Here is a 19,193-nt window from a genome sequence, read left to right as displayed (position 1 = left end):
CACTATGACCCTCGGTGCAAATGGCCGTTCCGGTCGCAGTTGACCTGTGGTGGCACGTTGGGGAATTTGGGGATTATGAGCACTACACGTTTGCTTCGTTTTATTGGCCTGCTCGCAGCAGTCACATTCATAACCGCCTGCAAGATCGGCGGCGAAGGCGAGAAAACCGCCGAAGAAGATGAAGAGGCAACCCCGATACCGGTCGAAACCCGGCTGGTCGAACGCGGCGAAATCACTGCAGTCTATTCCGGCACCGCTGCCCTCGAGGTTGATGCCGAGGCGGATGTAAGCGCCAAAGTTGCCGGCGAGATCGTCGAATTGCTGGTGGAGGAAGGCGACCAGGTCGAATCAGGCCAGGTGTTGGCTCGGCTCGACGGTGAAAGGCTGCGGCTTGAAGTCGCGCGCCAGCTTGCCAACGTGCGACGCCTCGAGCAGGACTACCGCCGCAATATCGAGCTCAACTCGAAGGGCCTGGTAAGCGCCGGTGCTTTCGAAGGCATGAAGTACGAGCTGGAGTCCCTGCGTGCGGCACTGCGGCTGGCAAGACTCGAACTGGGTTACACGGAAATAAAAGCACCGTTCAGCGGTGTGATTGCCGAACGTTACGTGAAACGTGGCAATACCATTACCGTCAACCAGCCATTGTTCAAAATTACCGACCTCGATCCGTTACTGGCCTATCTGCATGTACCCGAGAAAGAGTTCAACAAGATCAAGGCGGGCCAGCAGGCTGCAGTCCAGATCGATGCAAGACCGGATCAGCTGTATCCGGCCCGGATAATTCGCATCAGCCCGGTAGTGGATGCCGGCACCGGAACCTTCAAGGTAACCGTTGAAATCGACTCCGGCGATGGCGAACTGAAACCGGGAATGTTCGGACGCATCAGCGTGGTCTATGACACGCGTCAGAACAGCATGCTGGTCCCGCGCGCTGCCCTGGTCGATACCGATGCGGAAACCGCGGTTTTTGTCGTGGAAGATGGTGTAGCGCGGCGCCGCGAGGTAACGCTGGGTTACGCCAACGGAGCCAGCGTCGAAGTTACCGATGGCCTGTCCGGCGATGAGCAGGTTGTCGTGATCGGCCAGAACTCGCTGAAGGATGGCGGCAAGGTACGGGTAATCGGTGCTGAGCCTCCCGATACGCGGACCGCTGTCGAGGAAACACCGCAAACCGACCCGGCCAGCTAGACATGGGCCTGGTGAAACTGGCAACGGAGCGGCGCATCACGGTGCTGATGTTCACGCTTGCCATCACTTTGTTCGGTGTGGTCTCACTGACACGACTGAAGGTAAACCTGCTGCCTGACCTGTCGTATCCCACCATCACAGTACGCACGGAACTCAGCGGCACCGCGCCGCTGGAAATAGAAAACCTGATTACCAAACCGATCGAGGAATCGGTTGGCATCATCAAGAACGTGCGCCGTGTCAGATCAGTATCCCGGTCAGGTCAGTCGGATGTCATCCTGGAGTTTCTGTGGGGCACCGACATGGACATTGCCAGTGTCGATGTGCGCGAAAAGCTCGACCTGCTCGAACTGCCGCTGGAGGCAGACCGCCCGATCTTATTGCGTTTCGATCCGTCGAATGAACCGATAGTTCGCCTCGCTCTGGTGCGTGAGGCAGCAGACAATGAAGTCGCGCGGATAGCCGGCCTGAAAAACCTGCGCCGCTATGCCGAAGAACAGCTGAAAAATGAAATCGAGGCGATCGAGGGCACCGCTGCTGTCAAGATCAGTGGTGGCCTCGAAGATGAGATCCGCATCCTCGTCGACCAGCAGCGCCTGGCGCAACTTGGCATTCCGATCAATGAGGTGGCGCAGCGGCTGCGTCGGGAAAATGTCAATCTTGCCGGCGGCAGACTGGAACAGGGCTCGCAGCGGTTTCTTGTCCGCACCCTGAACGAATTCCGCTCGGTAGAGGAAATTGCCGACGCCATCATCACCTCCTCCGCCGGACAACCTGTCTACCTGCGTGATATTGCAATGGTCGAACGCGGGTACAAGGAGCGCCAGGCGATCACCCGGGTCAATGGTCAGGAATCGGTCGAGCTCGCCGTATACAAGGAAGGCGACGCCAACACGGTGCAGGTGGCGCGCCGGGTCAAGTCACGCCTGGACGGTATCGAGGAAAACCTGCCAGCTGGCGTCGAACTGCAACAGATTTACGATCAATCAGTATTTATTTCGCAAGCAATCAACCAGGTACTCTCTGCCGCGCTTATCGGCGGAATCCTGGCGATAATCGTGCTGTATTCCTTCCTGCGCGATATTCGTGCAACGATGATCATCGGCACGGCTATACCGGTTTCGGTCATCGGTACCTTTGTACTGATGTATGCCTCGGACCTGACGCTCAATATCATGTCGCTTGGCGGTATAGCACTGGCAGTCGGCCTGCTTGTAGACAATGCCATCGTGGTGCTGGAAAACATCGTGCGCAAGCGTGAAGGCGGTGCTGATGTCCGCACCGCTGCGCGTGAGGGCACCGGTGAGGTGACATCCGCTGTCATTGCCGCAACGCTGACGACCATTGCCGTGTTCTTCCCGATGGTATTCGTGCACGGCATTGCCGGGCAGCTGTTTCGCGATCAGGCCCTGACCGTCACCTTTGCCCTGCTGTTCTCACTGCTCGTGGCGCTGACGCTCATACCCATGCTGGCCGCATGGGGTGCCGGACATGCGTTCAGCGATGCCGAGAGTCACACCGAGCCGGCCCGGTTTACCCGGGCAATCGCCTGGCTGGTGCGCATGGTCCTTGGCGCGGCCCTGTTTGTCGGCAAATTGTTGCGCCTGGCTTTCACTCCGGTTGTAGCTGTATTCCAGGCGCTGAATGCAATCGCCGCACGCGTTTACGACCCGACGCTGGCATGGGCACTGCGCAACAGGCTGTTTGTCGTCCTCGTCGCGGCGGCAATTTTCGCCGGCACCATGACGCTGGTGCCTCGCCTGGGCACCGAGTTGATTCCACAGCTGTCGCAGGGTGAGTTTCGTATCGACCTGCGCCTCGCACCGGGCGCCCCGCTGGAACGCACCGATGAAATGATTCAGCGCGCCCAGCTGGCCACGCGCGACCTTGCCGACGTCGAGCTGACCTTTTCGGTCGCCGGAACCGGTAACCGGCTCGACGCCAGCCCGGTCGATGCCGGTGAAAACAGTGGTTCACTCAGCGTCAAGCTCAAGACCTCGGCATCGAGAGACGATGAAACCCGCGTCATGAACGATGTGCGGCGACAGCTGGACGAACTGGCGGGATTGCAGTACGAATTTGGCCGGCCCGAGTTGTTCAGCTTTGCCAGTCCGCTGGAAATAGAAGTAAGCGGCTATGACCTGACGGCGATCGAAGCGGTCAGCGAGCGCATCTATGCGGCAATGGAACAATCCGACCGGTTTACCGACCTGCGGACCTCGCTGGAAACCGGAAATCCGGAAGTGCAGATTGTTTTTGACCAGGAACGGGCTGCGAAACTGGGCCTGGCGGTGCGCGATATTGCCGACCGGGTGGTGGCCAAGGTACGCGGCGAACTGGCAACACGCTACACGTGGCGTGACCGGAAAATTCCGGTCCTGGTGCGTGGTATCGATGAGCGCAATGCCACGCTTGACGATATCCGGCGCCTGATCGTTAACCCGGAGAGCAAACGCCCCGTTACCCTTGATGCAGTAGCCGATATCATTATTGCCCAGGGACCGACGGAAATCCGCCGCGTCGACCAGGAACGCGTTATTGTCATTTCTGCCGATACTCGCTACGGCGACCTGGGCAGCGCTGTCGCTGAAGTCGAACAGATCCTGGCTGCCACGCCCCTGCCTGCCGAGATCGGCGCTGTCGTGGGCGGGCAGAGCAGTGACATGGAGACATCGTTTGACTCGATGCGTTTTGCCCTGGCGCTGGCAGTTTTTCTCGTTTACCTGGTGATGGCGGCCCAGTTCGAATCCATCATCCACCCGTTCGTGATCCTTTTCACTATTCCCCTGGCGCTGGTTGGCGCGGTACTGGGCCTCACGCTGACAAATACGCCGATTAACGTAGTTGTATTGATCGGCGTGATCATGCTGGCCGGCATCGTGGTGAACAATGCCATTGTGCTCATCGACCTGGTCAACCAGCTGCGTGCCCGCGGCGCTGACAAAACCAGCGCACTGATGGAAGCCGGTCGTACCCGCCTGCGCCCGATTCTGATGACCACCCTGACCACCGCTCTGGGTCTGTTACCCATGGCGATCGGTTTTGGTGAAGGGGCGGAAGTGCGTGCACCCATGGCCATCACCGTGATAGGCGGGCTGCTGGTATCGACCGTTCTTACCCTGTTGGTCATTCCGGTCGTGTATTCATTGCTCGATCGCGGCCGTGCACGACAACCACAGTTACACAGCCAGCCGGAGGTCAGCGCATGAGACACACCGCCCTTGCGCTGCGCCGTCCCATCGGCACGGTGATGGTTTTCCTGGCGCTGGGCGTAGTCGGCCTGATTGGCTCGCAGCTGCTGCCTCTGGAAGAGTTTCCGGACATCGAATTCCCCGGCATCTTCGTGCAGATCCCCTACCCCGGCGCTACTGCCGAGGAAGTAGAAACGATGATCACCCGACCGGTGGAGGAAGCACTGGCGACACTCAGCGGCATCGAAAGGATCCAGTCACAGACCAGTGAGGGCCAGGCACAAATCTTCGTGCAGTTCGGCTGGAACAAAGAGGTGTCTGCCAAGGGCATCGAAGCGCGCGCCAAGGTCGATGCAATCCGTGGCGACCTGCCGGCCGATATACGACGGATATTCATCTTCACCGGCAGCCTGGGTGACCAGCCGATACTCGTGCTGCGAATCTCCAGCGATTCGCGCAATCTCGAAGACTCCTACGACATGCTCGACCGGCTGCTCAAACGGCGTATCGAACGCATCGAAGGTGTATCCAGGGTCGAACTGCAGGGCGTTATGCCGCGCGAGATTCGTATCCTGCTTGATGCTAACCGGATAGCGGCGCATGGGCTGGATGTGCGCGTGGTGCGCGAGCAGCTGGAACGCAGCAATTTTGCCGTCAGCGCAGGTCGTATCACTGACGCCGGGCAACGCTTCAGTATTCGCCCCCGCGGCGAGTTTCAATCACTTGAAGAAATCCGCGACCTGGTCATCGGCAGCCAGGGGCTCCGGCTGCGCGATATAGCAGACGTATCCTTACACACGCCGGAACGCAATTTTGGCCGTCATCTCGACCAACAGTATGCAATCGGGATCAGCGTGTTTAAAACTACCGGCGCCAATATGGTCGAAGTCGCCGACCGGGTAATGGAGGAAGTGGAGAAAGCCCGTACCTTGCCTCAGATGCGCGGGGTCAATATCTTCACGCTCGATAACAAGGCAGACGGCGTACGCTCGTCGCTCAGCGACCTTCTGAGGTCCGGCCTGATCGGCGCGGTGCTGGCAATCATCGTGCTGTACGCTTTTTTGCGTCACTGGACGACGACCCTCATCGTGACATTGTCAGTGCCCTTCTCCCTGCTGATTTCTCTGGCAGTTATGTATTTCAGCGGGCTCAGCCTTAACATCCTGTCCATGATGGGGCTGATGCTCGGCGTCGGGATGCTCGTCGACAATGCTGTCGTGGTTACCGAGAGCATTTTCCGCTACCGCCAGATGTACCCCGACGAGCCCCATAAGGCCACGCTGATGGGCGTGCGTGAAGTCGGCGTTGCGGTCATTGCCGGCACCGCCACATCAATTATCGTGTTTGTGCCGGTGATGTTTGGCACAAAAACCGACATTACTGTTTTCCTGACGCATGTTGCGGTGACAATCTCTGTCGCCATGCTGGCTTCGCTGGTCATTGCCCAGACGCTGGTGCCAATGCTGGCCGCCAGGGTGCCTTCCCCGCCCGTACCGCGTACCGGGTCGCTGATGGCCCGGTTGTCGCACGGGTATGCCGACCTGCTGGACTGGACCTTGCATCATCGTTGGTGGACGCTGCTCGGCATCGTCCTGATCGTTGCCAGTGGCAGTGCGGTCATCGGGCTGAGCATCGCGTTTCCGGGCAAACTCGTCGAATTCGAGACCTTCCCGCAGGCCGCGGCACGACGGTTATTCCTGCCATTCCATATCGAGAACCAGCACCCGCTGGATGAAGTGGAGAAAGCTGTCTACAAGGTCGAGGGCTTCCTTTACGACAATCGTGAAAAGCTGGATATCGTCGCAGTATACAGCTACTTCGAACCAGGCCGGGCCGAGTCGACTATCCTGCTGACCGAACGCGAAGACGCGACTATAAGCACCGAAGATGTTATCGAGTTTGTCGAAGAAAATCTGCCCGAGATAATCATCGGCAAGCCGAGTTTCGATTTCGACCAGGAAGGCGGCGGCGAAGGCTTCAGCCTGCAGATCAGCGGGGACTCGACCGAGCAACTGGCAGTGATCGCACAGGATGTGACACGCATATTGCGCTCCGTTGATGGCCTGGAAGGCATTCGTGCCGATATGGCCAACGGCGAAAACGAAGTACAGGTCATTGTTGACCGTGAACGGGCCAGCAGGGTCGGCCTGACGGCCGGCGAGGTGGCGACCTCCGTCGGCATTGCCATGCGTGGTGACAACCTGCGGGAATTTCGCGGCGCCGAAGGTGAGGTCGACGTGCGGCTGGCTTTCAGGGAAAACGACCGGCAGACCATCGAGGATCTGGCCAATCTGCCGCTGTGGAGCGGCGCCGGCGAACGCATTACGCTGGGCAGCGTTGCGTCATTCCATGTAACGCGCGGTGCGCGTCAAATCACGCGGGTCGACCGACAGACTGCCGTCATTATCAACGCAAACCTCGACGATACAACCATGGACGAGGTACGACCAGAAATAAAATCGTTGATGGAAGAGTTTGAGTTACCACCGGGCTACTCGTGGAAATTCGGCCGCGGCTTTGATCGCAACGACGAAACCCAGCAGATCATGGCAGTAAATATCCTGCTTGGCATAATGCTTATCTTTATTGTTATGGCGGCGCTGTTCGAATCGTCGCTTTACCCGATTTCGATCGTTACCTCTATTGCGCTGTCAATATTCGGCGTGTTCTGGTTTTTCCTGATCACCGGCACCACGTTTTCCTTCATGGCTTCGATCGGCATCATGATCCTTATCGGCGTTGTGGTTAATAACGGCATCGTGCTGATCGACCACATCAATAACCTGCGTCGCGAAGGACACACCAGGCACGAGGCCATACTGCAGGGTGCGCGTGACAGACTGCGTCCGATCCTGATGACGGTGGCTACAACCATCCTCGGGCTGATGCCGTTAGCCGTTGGCAATACGCAGATCGGTGGCGGTGGGCCACCCTACTACCCGATGGCACGTGCCATTATCGGCGGGCTGGCATTCTCTACCATCACCTCGCTGCTGGTGGTGCCAACGGTTTACGTCTGGTTTGACGGGCTCGCCCGCTGGTGGCGCAAGGTACTCAGTACCGCAAGAGGCACGTCCGGCTCCACGCCTGCTGCAATCAAATAAACAGAAAAGGGGCCTCTGCGGCCCCTTCTCGTAACTGATGACAAGCCGGCTGCGTTACTTCATCAGCAGCTTCTGGATATCCCAGTAGTCGTCCGCCAGCACATTTATCTCCAGCGGAATCGATGCAACGGTACGTCCCGGGTCGAATCCGGGAACGGCCGAGGCCAGCCGTGCAACTGAGGTCGCTGCCGGCACAGTCTCCGTGTTGCTCTTGAACTCCACCTGCTTGTTCAGCATGTCGGTGCGAGCGCGCAGCTCATCCGCATAGTTGCGGTTGGACATCAGCGCATTGGCCAGCTCGTCAATCTTTTTCATCTTGTACTCGCAGTCCGAGCGCGTGCCATAATCGACATCCTGCACTTTCTTGTGCTTGGCAGTGCGGGCCAGGTTGGCAACGGTGCCGTCTGACAGCTGCACAAACAGATGCTGCGACAAGGCGAGCATGGCTACGTTGATGGCGCGCTTGCCGGAAATACCAAGCCCCGGGTACTCGGGCCATGGCTCACTTTCGATCTTGATGCGGCGGTCGAACAGGTCTTCCAGGCGAGACCGGATCGCAGCCAGCTTTGTCTTGTGCTCGTCGACAGTCGCCTGCATATTGCGCCGCTTGAAGTAATTCCAGAAGCCACGCAGGTTGTCACGCTGGCGCTCGAACCCGGCAATGACATTTTTCATGTCATCTGCCTCTGCCTTGGTCGAAACAATGCGACCATTGATTTCCTGCAGGCGCTTCTGTCGTTCCTGGTTGAACTCCATGATCTGGCGCTTGCGCTCACGGTCCTGCTGCTGCTTTTTCAGCTGGTCGCAAAACTTCTCCAGCTGGCGGTGGCATTTGCCCCACAATGCACGCAGCTGGAAGTAAACGATCGCGCGGTAACCCGAATCGGGGTTGGCGAGCAGCTTCTCCATATCGCGCATACGCTTGCGTTCGCGCTCTGTCTGCTTTTCCTGCTCCTGCAGGCGCTCGATCAGGTGATCGCGATCATCACGCAGGTTGGAAAATTCTTTCTTGAGCTCAGCGCGGTTCCAGAACAGGTTGAGTAGACGATCTTCCTCGGTCGTCTTTGCCGGAACTTCGTCGCCGGGGTTAAGGCCCACTGTCTGGCTAATTCCCACTTTGGAGTACTCCCTCGACGGTGCCTGGTGTCAGTCGCGACTGAAGGAGTGACCCTGGTCCGCACAATACTCCAACCATTTGTTGAGCATCATGTTGCGAACCCAGCGCCGCTCCAGCTCGCTGCCACGACCGGTCGGGTAGGCACGCAGTAATTCGTGCCGGTGCTCGTGACTGCAGGCCATCGCCTCGACCAGCCCGGCATCGTGGTAAACCCGCACCAGCAGATCCGGATCGGCAATCAGCGCGCCGCCGTCCCTGAAGTAATAGGTGAGGCGCAATGTGGTCGTGTAACGTGCGACTTCCTGCACCGACAGATGCAGCGGCATGTCCGTTCCGGGCCGTGAAACCAGGCTGCTGCCCTGCTCCGGCAACTCCGGTACCAGCCAGCCAAGACGAACATAATTGCTTTCGTACAGGGTCATCAGACCAGCAAAACTCAGCGGTCTTGTTGCCCTCGGCAACACCACTGCGCTGTCTGATTTGCGTACGCTTAATGTCTGTAAATCCACTGAAAATCACTATACCACACGCATGCAAGGTCACCGGCCCGGCCATTTATGGTCAATAAGCACTGTGCGGCAAGCGTGCGGTAAATTCTGCGACGGAGTTCACACTCCACCGGCCTGTAGCATCACTAGCGGCGATCGGCGCGGTCTATTTCCATGGTATCGAGGATAGTACTGGATATTTCCTCGATCGAACTGTCAGTCGTGTCGGCATAGGATATTCCGTTACGCCGGAACATTGCCATCGATTCACGCAACTCGAAATTTATCTGTTGCATTGATGCGTAACGACTGTCGGGGCGGCGCTCCTCACGAATGCGACGCAGCTGGTCTGCGTCGATGGTCAATCCGAACAGCTTGTTGCGGTATCGCTGCACTGTCTTTGGCAGACCCGACATCTCGAAGTCCTCGTCGGTGAGTGGATAATTCGCCGCATACACACCGTAATGCAGTGCCAGGTAAATGCAGGTTGGTGTCTTGCCGGTGCGTGAAACGCCAATGAGAATTACCTCTGCTTCCTCATAGCTACGCATACCCGTGCCATCGTCCGTAGACAGCGCAAAGTTCATCGCGTCAATCCGGCGCTGGTAGGATTCGTCGCCGGACACGCCATGTGTACGGCCGATCGTATGCGAAGAGCGGGTTTCAAATTCCTTTTCCAGCGGCTCGATAAACGCGTCAAAAAAATCCAGAAATAACGCGCCGCTTTGGCGGATCAGGTCGCCCAGTTCACCGCTCGCGAAGGTGGCAAACACAACCGGCCGGCGCCCCTCGACCTGTGCGGTCAACTTGATCCGCCTGACGGCCTCCATCGCCTTGTCTTCAGTAGAGATAAATGGCAAAGTCACCTGCCTGAAATCGAGCGCATCGAACTGCGTGAGCAGGCTGCGGCCCAGCGTTTCAGCGGTAATCCCCGTCTGATCGGAAACGAAAAAAACAGTGCGTCTGTTCATACTGTTCGTATCACAATGTCACCAACTGGCTCATTAAGTTATGGGAGCGACCTTGAGCGACTACATCATACCCTTTGAGAAACTCGGCATGAATGACGTACCCCAGGTCGGTGGCAAGAATGCCTCGCTGGGGGAAATGATCTCCGCATTGGCGGCGGTCGGCATCAGGGTTCCCACCGGATTTGCCACAACGGCCGACGCGTATCGCGATTTCCTCGCGCAGGACGGGCTGGATGCCCGAATCCGCGCCGAGCTGGACAAGCTGGACGTCAGTGATGTCGGCCAGCTTGCGGCAACCGGCAAGAAAATTCGCGGCTGGGTCATGGCCAGCGAGTTACCGCAGCGGCTGGTCGAAGAAATTGGCTCCGCCTGGCAGGAGCATGCCGGCGCCGATGTTTCGTTTGCGGTACGCAGTTCCGCAACCGCTGAGGATCTGCCGGAAGCCTCGTTTGCCGGGCAGCAGGAAACCTTCCTGAACGTCAAAGGCCTGGACAACGTGCTGTTGGCAGTCAGGGAGGTTTTTGCCTCGCTGTTTAATGACCGTGCCATCTCGTACCGTGAGCACCACGGCTTCGAGCACCACGAAGTGGCGCTGTCGGCCGGCGTGCAGCGTATGGTGCGCAGCGATATTGGTGCCAGCGGTGTCATGTTCACCCTTGATACTGAATCGGGATTTCGCGACGCCGTCTTCATTACCGCAGCTTACGGGCTGGGCGAGACTGTTGTGCAGGGCGCCGTCAATCCCGATGAATTCTACGTCTACAAGCCCGCTGTGCGCAGCAAATGCAACGGCATCCTGCGACGCAACCTCGGCCAGAAGGCTATCCGCATGGTGTACTGCGACTCAGGCGACGAGCCGGTAAAAACAGTTGACGTGCCGGAAGCAGAGCGTCAGCAGTTTTGTATCGACGATGCTGACGTACAGGAACTGGCCCATCTCGCCGTGGTCATCGAGGATCATTACAAGCGTCCCATGGATATCGAATGGGCCCGGGACGGCATCGACGGCAAGCTCTATATCGTCCAGGCCCGCCCGGAAACGGTAAAGAGCCGTCACCAGGGCCAGACACTCGAGCGCTTCACGCTGAAGCAGCACGGCAAGGTTTTGACTACCGGCCGCAGCATAGGCCACCGCATCGGCAAGGGTATGGCGCGTATCGTCAACGGACCGGCAGAAATGGACCGGGTCCAACCCGGTGACGTGCTGGTAACCGACATGACCGACCCGGACTGGGAACCCATTATGAAACGCGCCGCAGCCATCGTGACCAACCGTGGTGGCCGCACCTGCCATGCCGCCATCATCGCGCGCGAACTGGGGATACCGGCGGTCGTTGGAACCGGCGACGCCACTATGGCTGTTGCCGATGCTGCCGAGGTAACCGTCTCGTGCGCCGAGGGTGACACCGGCAAGGTCTATTCCGGCCAGCTCGACTTTGAGCATGAGCAGATCGAGCTGGACAACATACCGCAGCTGCCCACCAAGATAATGATGAACGTCGGCAACCCTGACCGGGCTTTCGATTTTGCTTCGTTGCCCCACAACGGCATCGGCCTGGCGCGGCTCGAGTTCATTATTAACCGGATGATAGGGGTACACCCCAAGGCACTGCTGGAGTTCGACCGTCTCGATGACTCGCTGCAGGAAACCATCCGTCATCAGATGGCCGGCTACCGCGACCCGGTCAGTTTCTTTATCGAGCGACTGACCGAGGGTGTGGCGACCATCACCGCGGCGTTTGCCCCCGAGCCCGTCATCGTGCGGCTGTCTGACTTTAAATCGAACGAGTACGCCAACCTTATCGGTGGCAGCAAATACGAACCGCACGAAGAAAACCCGATGCTGGGTTTTCGTGGCGCTTCGCGCTTCGTCGACAGCTCCTTCGCTGATTGCTTCGAACTCGAATGCCGCGCCCTGCGCAAGGTGCGTGACGAGATGCAGTTGAGCAACCTGCAGCTCATGGTGCCGTTTGTACGCACAGTTTCCGAGGCAAAGGCAGTAATCGATGCCCTGGCAAAAAACGGCCTGCGTCGCGGCGAGAACGGGCTGAAAATCATCATGATGTGCGAACTGCCGTCGAATGCCCTGCTGGCCGACAAGTTCCTCGATCACTTCGACGGTTTTTCTATCGGCTCCAACGACCTGACCCAGCTCACTCTCGGTCTGGACCGTGATTCCGGGCTGGTCGCCGACCTGTTCGATGAGCGCGACGACGCCGTCAAGGCACTGCTGTCGATGGCGATCAAGGCCTGCAAGAAGCGCAACAAGTACATTGGCATCTGCGGCCAGGGTCCGTCGGACCACCCGGACCTTGCGCAGTGGTTGATGGAACAGGGCATCGAAAGCATGTCGCTCAATCCGGATACCGTCATTGAGACCCGACTGATGCTTGCAGGACAAAGCGCTACAGCGTCATGACCGAACAAAGCAGTGGCGATACCAGCCCGGGACGCTGGCAGCTCATCCGCGACGCTGCCGTCTTCCAGGTCAAGCTGTTTGCCGATGGCATGCGTGACCTTATTTTGTCCCCGCTTTCTTTTTTCCTGACGCTGGCTGACCTGGTGACCGGCGGTAACCGATTTTACAACCTGCTGTCGCTGGGCCGGCGGACCGATGTATGGATAAACCTGTTTGGTAACTACGGTGGCGGCAGCGGCATTGATGAGGCTGTCGATCGCATTGAAGCGCTGATCGCCGAGCAGTATCGCAAGGGCGGTATTACCGCATCGGCACGACAGGCTGTTGATTCGGCGCTTGACCGGGTGGTGCGGGAATCCAGACCGCCGGCAGACTAATCCTCGCTCAGGTGGCGCAGACCAGCGGCGTTCTGCTCCCAGTTGCGCCCGTCGAAATTTTCCTTGTTGAAGCCCGCAGTAGTATCGCTGTCGATACAGTTGACGTTGATGCTGTAACCGTCGGGATTTGATCGCGGCACGTAAAACGACTTGATACCGCAAAGCCGGCAGAACATGTGTTTTGCCACACCGGTGTTAAATGTATAGGTCGTCAGGGCATCCTCACCCTCGAGCAGGTGAAAACGCGCCGCCGGCACAATCAGGTGTACAAAACCGGTCATGCTGCAAATCGAACAATTGCACGTCTGCACCACCGCATCAGCCGGCGCCTTTGCGACAAAACGCACGGCACCACAGTGACAGCCACCGGTATGTTCGAGTAATGCGCTCAACCGCCGCCACCCTCGGCAGCTGCCAGTGCGATCTGCCTGCCGTCAGGTGCGACCGTAATGCGGGTGATCTTCCCCGCCACGGTATCGCCCAGGTCCGCAACCAGCTGCCATTCATCACGCCAGACAAAAATCTTCCGGCCGCTTGCCATCAGCAACTGCCCGTCCGGGGTCCAGGCAAAATCTTCGCTGTCCGGCAACGCCGGAGCGATCCGGCTGATTCTGCGAGTCGCCCGTTCGTAGCGGCTTATCCACCAGGCATCCGCATCGGTCTTGTCGACAAACGTCAGGTCACCAGTCCCGGGCAGACGGTGCAGCGACCGGCCAGGCACGGCACGGACGGTCTCCAGCGAGCCGTTGGGCACCGTCGCAATCGCCAGTTGTGGCGGCTCGGTCACCTGGAAGACGGCCACAGTCTGGGGATCGAGCCAGGTGTAATAACCGACGTTGGTAACGTTGGCCAACAGGTTGAACGGTCTGCCACCGGCATAACTCCACAGCCCCTGACTGCCGTCCTGTTCAACCCTGACAACAGAAAAACCCTGCCCAAGCGGCATCGCCTGGGCGGAGAACTCGCTCTGCGGCGTCGCTGTATGACGATGACGGCCACCGACCGCCGGCTCGTACAGATATATGTCTGCCTGTTCACCATCGCGAATCGATGTGTAATAGACGCCGCTGCTGTTGGCGACAAATCCCGGCTGGTTGTCGTAGCCCTGCCGCGTCGAAATATTTTTCAGGCCTTTGATTGCCCAGTTACTGCCACGCTGCAGACGGCCCAGCCAGACCTCGCTGCCTGGCGCATCGGCAGCAATTGCACGATTGGCGTCCGCGGCCGGACCATTACCCGTAGCGGCACATCCCGCCAGCAACAATGCAAGCCACAGCATAGATCTCATGCGCATTCCTCCAGGTGTGGTGTCTCGATTTGCGGCAGCTGGAACTGGTCCAGACGCAACCGCCAGACCTGGTCGCAGGACTGCTTGCCACAACCCGGCCGGTTACCGTCGTCGCGTTCAAACCCGAAACTGCGATAAAGGCCGATGGCAGCTTTCAGCACGGTGGCGGTTTCCAGCACGATTTCGCCGTATCCGGCAGCCGCCGCCCTGCGAATCGAGCGCGCCAACAGCGCCTTACCCAGCCCGCTGCCACGCTGGTCAGCGCGCAGGTACATCTTGCGTAACTCGATGGTGTGATCGTCCAGCGGGTACATGCCGACCGTACCTACCAGCTGGTCGTCGGATCTGACCAGGTCCAGCCAGCCCCCACGAGCCTGGTAGCTTGCCTCAATCTTGTAAAGATCAGCATCAGCACCGGCCGGTGCCAGCCCGAGGCCGAACTCCTCCATGATGGGAAATACCAGCGCCCGGACCTCCGCGGCGTCGGCATCCGTTGCTGCACAGACCTTGAATCGCGCTTTTGCCATGTTCACTGCAACCTTTCAGGCCCGCAATGATCTCATATCAGACAGGCCGCGCGGCAGTGCATCGTTACAGAATAAAGCTACAATGACGGGCTGTACGGAGGAGATCCCGCTTGAATCTGACACGTCTGGCCCTATCCAACCCGGTCGCGGTCGTCGCCGCGATCCTGCTCGTGCTGCTGTTCGGTGTCGTCAGCCTGTTCCGGCTGCCGGTGCAGATGATTCCAAATATCGAGCGCCCGCTGATCCAGATCAACACCGGCTGGCGCGCTGCGGCCCCGGAGGAAGTCGAGGCAGAGATACTCGAACCTCAGGAAGATGCGCTGCGCGGCCTGCCCGGAGCCCGCAAGATGGAAGCCAGCGCTTCCAGTGGTTCTGCCAGCATCTCCATCACCTTCGAAGTGGACATGCCGCTGGAACGCGCGCTCATCGAGGTTATGAACCGGTTGAACCGGGTCGCCAATTACCCGCCTGACGTTACCGAGCCAATAATCTATGCCGGCCGCGGGCAATTCGGTAACGCCATCGCCTGGTTTGCCATACGGCCACTGGCCGATCGCACTGATATCAATATGTCAGAGCAGCAGGACTTTGTTGAGGAAGTCATCCAGCCGCGCGTCGAAAGGGTCGCCGGTATCGCCAATTCCGATGTCTATGGCGGCCGGCCGAGTGAAATTCGAATTACATTCGACCCTTATCGCGCCGCCGCTTACAACATCGACATTCCCACCCTGGCAACGCTCACCGGCAACAACGTGGATATCTCGGCCGGCTCCAGCGAAGTCGGCCGGCGCAACTACACCGTGCGCTATGCCGGCAAATACGCGTTGGATGATTTTTCCAACATGGTGCTGGCGTGGCGCGACGGCAGTCCGGTGCGGCTGCGCGATATCGCAACGGTCGAGCGTACGCTGGTCGACCGTGGCGGCATTCTCAGCCAGAACGGTGGCGCGTCGATTGCTTTCAATGCGCAGGCCGAGGTTGGCGTAAACGTGCTGCAAGTCATGGATGAGCTCAAGATCGCTGTGGAGGAGCTCAATAATGGTCCGGTGACGCGCGCCGGCATGCGCATCCAGCAGGTCTACGACGAGACCGTCTACATCGATGACTCTGTCAGCATGCTGCGCACAAACCTGCTCATCGGCATTGGCCTGGCCGTAACCATCCTGTGGTGGTTCATGCGCAAGTTCAGGGCCACGCTGGTGGTTGCCCTGGCCATTCCAATCTCCCTGTTCGTTGCATTTACCGCGCTGGAGATCAGCGGCAGGACACTAAATATCATTTCGCTGGCCGGCCTCGCCTTCGCCATGGGCATGGTGCTCGATTCGGCCATTATTGTTCTGGAGAACATCGTACGGCTGCGCGAACAGGGCGAGTCCGGCCCGGTTGCTTCCGAGCATGGTGCGACCCAGGTGTGGGGTGCGTTACTTGCTTCGACGGCGACGACGGTCGCGATCTTTCTCCCGATCATCTTTCTTAAAGACGTCTCCGGTCAGCTGTTTGCCGACCTGGCATTCACCCTGGCAACGGCCGTCGTGATTTCGCTGATAATCGCCGTAACCGTTATCCCCACTGCTGCGCGAACCTGGCTGCGCAATACCGAGCTGGTCGACCCTCATACCAACTGGTGGGAAGGCGGCACCAACCTGATCATGAAGTTGACCGCTACGCCGCTGCGACGCACCGTCTGGTTTATTGGCCTGTTCTCGGCGGCAATCGGCCTCAGCCTGCTGCTGTTGCCAAAACCCGACTACCTGCCAACCGGCAAGCAGAACTTTGTTTTTGGTTTCATCATCCCGCCGCCGGGCCAGAGCGTCGATACGGCCGAAAAGGAATTCGCAAAGGTTGTCGACCAACGCCTGATGCCTTACATCAACGGCGAGCAGGAACCCAGCCTCGACATGTACTTCCTTGGTGTGTTCGGTCGCTTCGGCTTCATGGGTGCGCGTGTCACCCAGCCCTGCCAGCCGCCGGAGGATCCGGTTTTTGTCCTCAGCGCGGTCAGGCGCTCGCTGTGCCAGTTTGGCCAGATGTTTGCGGACGACCCGGTTGAGCAGGCAGTCGCGGCACTCAACGGGCAGGTGCTGCGCGGCTTTCCTGACACCATGGCCTTTGCCTCGCGGCGCGGCATATTCAGCAATGTCGGCGCTGGTCGCGGCATAGAGCTCAATATCCAGAGCCGCGACCTCGACGCCATGCTGTCCGCGGCACAGGCGGCGTTCGGGGTCACGATGCAGGCTCTGCCCGGCGCCCAGGTGCGCCCCGATCCGGGACTGGAACTGGCCGAACCGGAATTACGGTTCGTACCCGACGAGCGCCTGATCGTCGAGGCCGGCTGGAACCGGCAGACGATGGCCCGGATCATTCGCTCCCTCGGCGACGGCCTTTACGTTGGTGATTATTTCGATGGCGACCGACGCCGCGACATCGTCCTGCGCGCGGCGCCCTGGCTGACACCCGAGGAACTCGAGGCAATGCCACTGGCGACGCCGCAACTGGGCGTAGTGCCGTTGAGTGAGCTGGCAAAAATGTCGCGTACCGTCGGGCCTGACCAGATCAGGCGGGTCGACCGGCGCCGGGCAATCACGCTGCAAATCACCCCGCCGGAAGACATGTCGCTGCAGGAGTCGATCGACACGCTGAAAGAAAAAGTCGAGCCGGTGATATTGAATATCCTGCCGGAGGACGGCGAGGTCAGCTACTACGGCAGCGCTGACAACCTGCGCATCGCGCTGGAAAACATGCGCAACAGCCTGCTGCTCGCTGTCGCGATTCTGTACCTGCTGATCTGCGCCCTGTTCCGCTCTTTCAAGGATGGTTTACTGGTCGTGCTGGCGCTGCCGCTGGCAACAGTAGGTGGCGTTCTGGGCCTGCACATGACCAACACGCTGCTTGCCTTCCAGCGACGCGACGGTTCGCTGCTGGAGTGGATTGGCAAGGCTTTCACGGGCCAGCTTGGCAGCTATCAGCCAATGGACCTGCTGACGATGATCGGCTTTATCACGCTGCTCGGCCTGGTGGTGAACAACGCGATCCTGCTGGTGCACCAGACACGCGCCTTTGAACGCGGCGGATCATCACGCGACGATGCGGTGCGCGGCGCGGTACGGATCCGCCTGCGACCAATTCTGATGAGCACGCTGACAAGCCTGTTCGGCATGCTGCCGCTGCTGCTGATTCCCGGGCCCGGCACCGAGTTGTATCGCGGACTGGCTGCCGTTATCGTCGGCGGCCTCAGCGTGAGTACGGTGTTCACACTGGTGCTGCTACCCAGCCTGCTACGCGCGACTTTCCTTGATGATTTGCTGGCGCGTCTCGGCCGGCTTTTTGGTCTGGAACAACCCGCGCCAGCAGCTGCGGGCGCCGGCGGCGGCCTGTCAGACCGGGTGCGCGGAGACGGAGGATGAAATTGAAGTTTGGAATTTTGACTATGGCGTTCGCGCTGGCTGCCGGTACGGCGCATGCGCAGGGCGGCGGCTTTCCTGCGCCGGTCGCCGTTGCCAAGGCAGAGATGAGGCAGTTGGCGCCACAGGTACAGGTCTCCGGGACTGTCATCAGTCGCGACGATGCGAGGCTTTCAGCTGAAGTCGCCGGACTAATCGTGACGATCGCCGAAATCGGCGATCGCGTCGCTTCCGGTGACGTCGTTGCAAAAATGGAAGACGCGTTATTGTTGCAGCAAAAGGCAGAGAACGAAGGACTGGTCTCAAGCGCACGGTCGCGAATCGCCTTCCTGCAGCGCGAAGTTTCCCGTCTGCGCAAGCTGGCCGCACAAAACAACGCTGCCCGCAGCCAGCTGGACCAGACCGAGTCTGACCTCAGCATTGCCCGCAGCGAGCTGCGCGTTGCGCAGGCGCGGCTGGCGCAGATCGAGATCGGTTTGTACAAGTCCGCAGTGCGTGCGCCTTTTTCCGGGCGGGTCACCGAACGTTTCGTCAATACTGGAGAGCGCGCCAGCATTGGTGGTGACGTCGTGCGCCTGATCAACCTCGATCGCCTCGAAGTGGTGGCTCGCGCCCCGCTTAGCGCCGTGAGTTTTCTCGAGGAAGGCGCTTCGATTGCCGTTGCCAGCGAGCGCACCAGCGGCAGCGGCATCATCAGGGCCGTTGTTCCCTACGGCGATGCGCGCACCCACATGTTCGAGATGCGCATTGACGTACCGGCAGATGCCTGGATCGTGGGCGAGAGTGTACGGGTGCAGGTGCCGACGGCAGCGTACCAGGAGGTACTTGCCGTGCCGCGCGACGCGCTGGTGCTGCGCGCTGACGGTGCAGCAGTATTTCGCGTCAATAGCGAGAACAAGGCCGAACGCGTACCGGTGCAGCCTGGCGTTGGTGCAGGCGAGATGATTGCCATCGCCGGCGATATCCAGGTCGGCGACACTGTCGTGATTCGTGGTGCCGAGCGACTGCGGCCTGGCCAGGACGTCATGATAAACAACGGCGGCGGCGCGCCCGCTGGCGCACCCTCTTCCGCCGCCGGCTCCTGATTCATACCATCGCGGCAGTGCCTTCGTGCTCGGTGGG

The 19,193-nt window shown here is 59.4% G+C and carries 13 protein-coding genes; 7 read left to right on the top strand and 6 right to left on the bottom strand.

What is annotated here, in order from left to right; genetic code table 11:
- Nucleotides 1–75 precede the first annotated feature (75 nt).
- From HKN06_11610 to HKN06_11600, 3 genes are read left to right on the top strand one after another with little or no spacing between them, the layout of a single operon-like run.
- The gene (locus tag HKN06_11610; GenBank protein NNF61958.1) at nucleotides 76–1,188 is read left to right on the top strand and encodes an efflux RND transporter periplasmic adaptor subunit; all 1,113 of its coding nucleotides are present in this window, start codon (nucleotides 76–78) and stop codon (nucleotides 1,186–1,188) included.
- 2 nt (nucleotides 1,189–1,190) lie between these two features.
- Nucleotides 1,191–4,397, top strand: a complete 3,207-nt coding sequence (locus HKN06_11605) for an efflux RND transporter permease subunit (protein NNF61957.1) — start codon at nucleotides 1,191–1,193, stop codon at nucleotides 4,395–4,397.
- Entirely contained in the window at nucleotides 4,394–7,483 is a 3,090-nt protein-coding gene (locus HKN06_11600) for an efflux RND transporter permease subunit (protein NNF61956.1), read from the top strand. The genes HKN06_11605 and HKN06_11600 overlap by 4 nt, the downstream gene beginning before the upstream one ends.
- Nucleotides 7,484–7,537: 54 nt before the next feature.
- Here the strand turns inward: HKN06_11600 and HKN06_11595 are convergent, their stop codons facing one another.
- The 3 genes from HKN06_11595 to HKN06_11585 form a co-directional block, all read right to left on the bottom strand.
- Nucleotides 7,538–8,599 (bottom strand): hypothetical protein, encoded by a 1,062-nt coding sequence (locus HKN06_11595; GenBank protein ID NNF61955.1) that lies wholly within the window; start codon nucleotides 8,597–8,599, stop codon nucleotides 7,538–7,540.
- A gap of 30 nt (nucleotides 8,600–8,629) precedes the next feature.
- Nucleotides 8,630–9,022 carry a DUF1249 domain-containing protein gene (locus tag HKN06_11590; GenBank protein NNF61954.1) on the bottom strand — a complete coding sequence of 131 codons (393 nt, stop codon included), beginning with the start codon at nucleotides 9,020–9,022 and terminating at the stop codon, nucleotides 8,630–8,632.
- A 212-nt stretch (nucleotides 9,023–9,234) separates the two neighbouring features.
- Entirely contained in the window at nucleotides 9,235–10,059 is an 825-nt protein-coding gene (locus tag HKN06_11585) for a kinase/pyrophosphorylase (protein NNF61953.1), read from the bottom strand.
- Nucleotides 10,060–10,111: 52 nt separating this feature from the next.
- On the opposite strand from HKN06_11585, the gene ppsA reads away from it, so the two are divergent.
- On the top strand, nucleotides 10,112–12,478 hold the full coding sequence (gene ppsA, locus HKN06_11580; GenBank protein NNF61952.1) for a phosphoenolpyruvate synthase: 2,367 nt from the start codon (nucleotides 10,112–10,114) through the stop codon (nucleotides 12,476–12,478).
- Nucleotides 12,475–12,855 (top strand): hypothetical protein, encoded by a 381-nt coding sequence (locus tag HKN06_11575; protein ID NNF61951.1) that lies wholly within the window; start codon nucleotides 12,475–12,477, stop codon nucleotides 12,853–12,855. The genes ppsA and HKN06_11575 overlap by 4 nt, the downstream gene beginning before the upstream one ends.
- Here the strand turns inward: HKN06_11575 and HKN06_11570 are convergent.
- Genes HKN06_11570 through HKN06_11560 form a run of 3 tightly spaced genes read right to left on the bottom strand, consistent with a single transcriptional unit; the run spans nucleotide 12,852 to nucleotide 14,670 of the window.
- Nucleotides 12,852–13,247, bottom strand: a complete 396-nt coding sequence (locus HKN06_11570) for a GFA family protein (GenBank protein ID NNF61950.1) — start codon at nucleotides 13,245–13,247, stop codon at nucleotides 12,852–12,854. The two genes, HKN06_11575 and HKN06_11570, sit on opposite strands and share 4 nt — an antisense overlap.
- Nucleotides 13,244–14,143: a hypothetical protein gene (locus HKN06_11565; protein ID NNF61949.1), complete on the bottom strand. Its 900-nt coding sequence runs from the start codon at nucleotides 14,141–14,143 to the stop codon at nucleotides 13,244–13,246. The genes HKN06_11570 and HKN06_11565 overlap by 4 nt, the downstream gene beginning before the upstream one ends.
- Complete coding sequence (locus HKN06_11560; GenBank protein NNF61948.1) at nucleotides 14,140–14,670, bottom strand: GNAT family N-acetyltransferase; 531 nt, start codon at nucleotides 14,668–14,670, stop codon at nucleotides 14,140–14,142. Before HKN06_11560 ends, HKN06_11565 begins: the two co-directional genes overlap by 4 nt.
- Before the next feature lie 110 nt (nucleotides 14,671–14,780).
- Here HKN06_11560 and HKN06_11555 point away from each other — a divergent pair, with 110 nt between their 5' ends.
- Together HKN06_11555 and HKN06_11550 are read left to right on the top strand one after the other, a co-directional pair.
- The gene (locus HKN06_11555; GenBank protein ID NNF61947.1) at nucleotides 14,781–18,074 is read left to right on the top strand and encodes an efflux RND transporter permease subunit; all 3,294 of its coding nucleotides are present in this window, start codon (nucleotides 14,781–14,783) and stop codon (nucleotides 18,072–18,074) included.
- On the top strand, nucleotides 18,071–19,156 hold the full coding sequence (locus tag HKN06_11550; protein NNF61946.1) for an efflux RND transporter periplasmic adaptor subunit: 1,086 nt from the start codon (nucleotides 18,071–18,073) through the stop codon (nucleotides 19,154–19,156). The genes HKN06_11555 and HKN06_11550 overlap by 4 nt, the downstream gene beginning before the upstream one ends.
- The last annotated feature ends 37 nt before the right edge of the window (nucleotides 19,157–19,193 follow it).

Source organism: Gammaproteobacteria bacterium, from assembly GCA_013003425.1.
GTDB lineage: Bacteria > Pseudomonadota > Gammaproteobacteria > Steroidobacterales > JABDKV01 > JABDJB01.
Note: the sequence above shows the minus strand (reverse complement) of the source record. Positions and strands in the feature narration are given on the sequence as shown.